Annotated in this window: 1 protein-coding gene; it reads left to right on the plus strand. The window is 60.2% G+C overall.

The genetic code is table 11. The features are described 5' to 3' along the window. A partial coding sequence (locus HX803_RS32360; RefSeq protein ID WP_178926112.1) for an ABC-F family ATPase occupies positions 1-1,457 on the plus strand: 1,457 nt, incomplete at its 5' end. Positions 1,458-1,571 lie beyond the last annotated feature (114 nt).

The raw sequence follows: 1,571 nt of genomic DNA on the forward strand, positions 1-1,571 counted from the left end.
TGAAAATCCTCGGCGGCGACCTAGATCCGTCCGGCGGCCAGGTCATGCTGGAGCCCAATGTTCGCCTGGGTAAACTGCGTCAGGACCAGTTTGCCTACGAAGAATTCACCGTACTCGACACCGTGATCATGGGTCACGAAGAGCTGTGGAAGGTCAAGGCCGAACGCGACCGCATCTACTCGCTACCGGAAATGAGCGAAGAAGACGGCATGGCCGTGGCCGAGCTGGAAACCGAATTCGCCGAGATGGACGGCTACACCGCCGAATCCCGTGCCGGTGAATTGCTGCTGGGCCTGGGTATCCCGCTGGAACAGCACTTTGGCCCGATGAGCGAAGTGTCCCCAGGCTGGAAACTGCGCGTCTTGCTGGCCCAGGCGCTGTTCTCCGACCCGGAAGTGCTGTTGCTCGACGAACCGACCAACCACCTGGACATCAACACCATCCGCTGGCTGGAAAACATCCTGACCCAGCGCTCCAGCCTGATGATCATCATCTCTCACGACCGTCACTTCCTGAACAGCGTGTGCACCCACATGGCTGACCTGGACTACGGCGAGCTGCGCCTGTTCCCGGGCAACTACGACGAGTACATGACCGTGGCGACCCAGTCCCGCGAGCAACTGCTGTCGGACAACGCCAAGAAGAAGGCGCAGATCTCCGAGCTGCAATCCTTCGTCAGCCGCTTCTCGGCCAACGCCTCGAAAGCCAAGCAGGCCACTTCCCGCGCCAAGGCGATCGACAAGATCCAACTGGCCGAGGTCAAGCCTTCGAGCCGTGTGAGCCCGTTCATCCGTTTCGAGCAGAACAAAAAGCTGCACCGTCAGGCCGTCATGGTCGAAAAAATGGCCAAGGGCTTCGACGGCAAGCCACTGTTCAAGGACTTCAGCTTCCAGGTTGAAGCCGGCGAGCGCGTAGCGATCATCGGCCCGAACGGTATCGGCAAGACCACCCTGCTGCGCACCCTGGTCAACGAACTGACTCCGGATGCCGGTAGCGTCAAGTGGACCGACGCCGCGGAACTGGGTTACTACGCCCAGGACCACGCCCATGACTTCGAAGACGACGTGACGCTGTTCGACTGGATGGGCCAGTGGACCCAAGGCGAGCAGATGATCCGTGGCACCCTGGGCCGCATGCTGTTCTCCAACGACGAGATCCAGAAGTCGGTGAAGGTGATTTCCGGTGGTGAGCAAGGCCGCATGCTGTTCGGCAAGCTGATCCTGCAAAAGCCGAACGTGCTGATCATGGACGAACCGACCAACCACTTGGACATGGAATCCATCGAAGCGCTGAACCTGGCGCTGGAGAACTACCCGGGCACGCTGATCTTCGTCAGCCACGACCGTGAGTTCGTGTCGTCCCTGGCCACTCGCATCATCGAGTTGAGCGCCACCGGCGTGATCGACTTCAGCGGCACCTACGACGACTACCTGCGCAGCCAAGGCGTGGTGTTCTAAGCACCGCCCGCTGCACACAAAAAGCCCCGTCCATTGTGACGGGGCTTTTTATTGGCCATTTATTGGCAACACAAACCCCGTAGGAGCCCGCTTGCGGGCGATGGCGATCTTGCG

Origin of the sequence: Pseudomonas sp. P7548, from assembly GCF_013386585.1 — a bacterium.
GTDB lineage: Bacteria > Pseudomonadota > Gammaproteobacteria > Pseudomonadales > Pseudomonadaceae > Aquipseudomonas.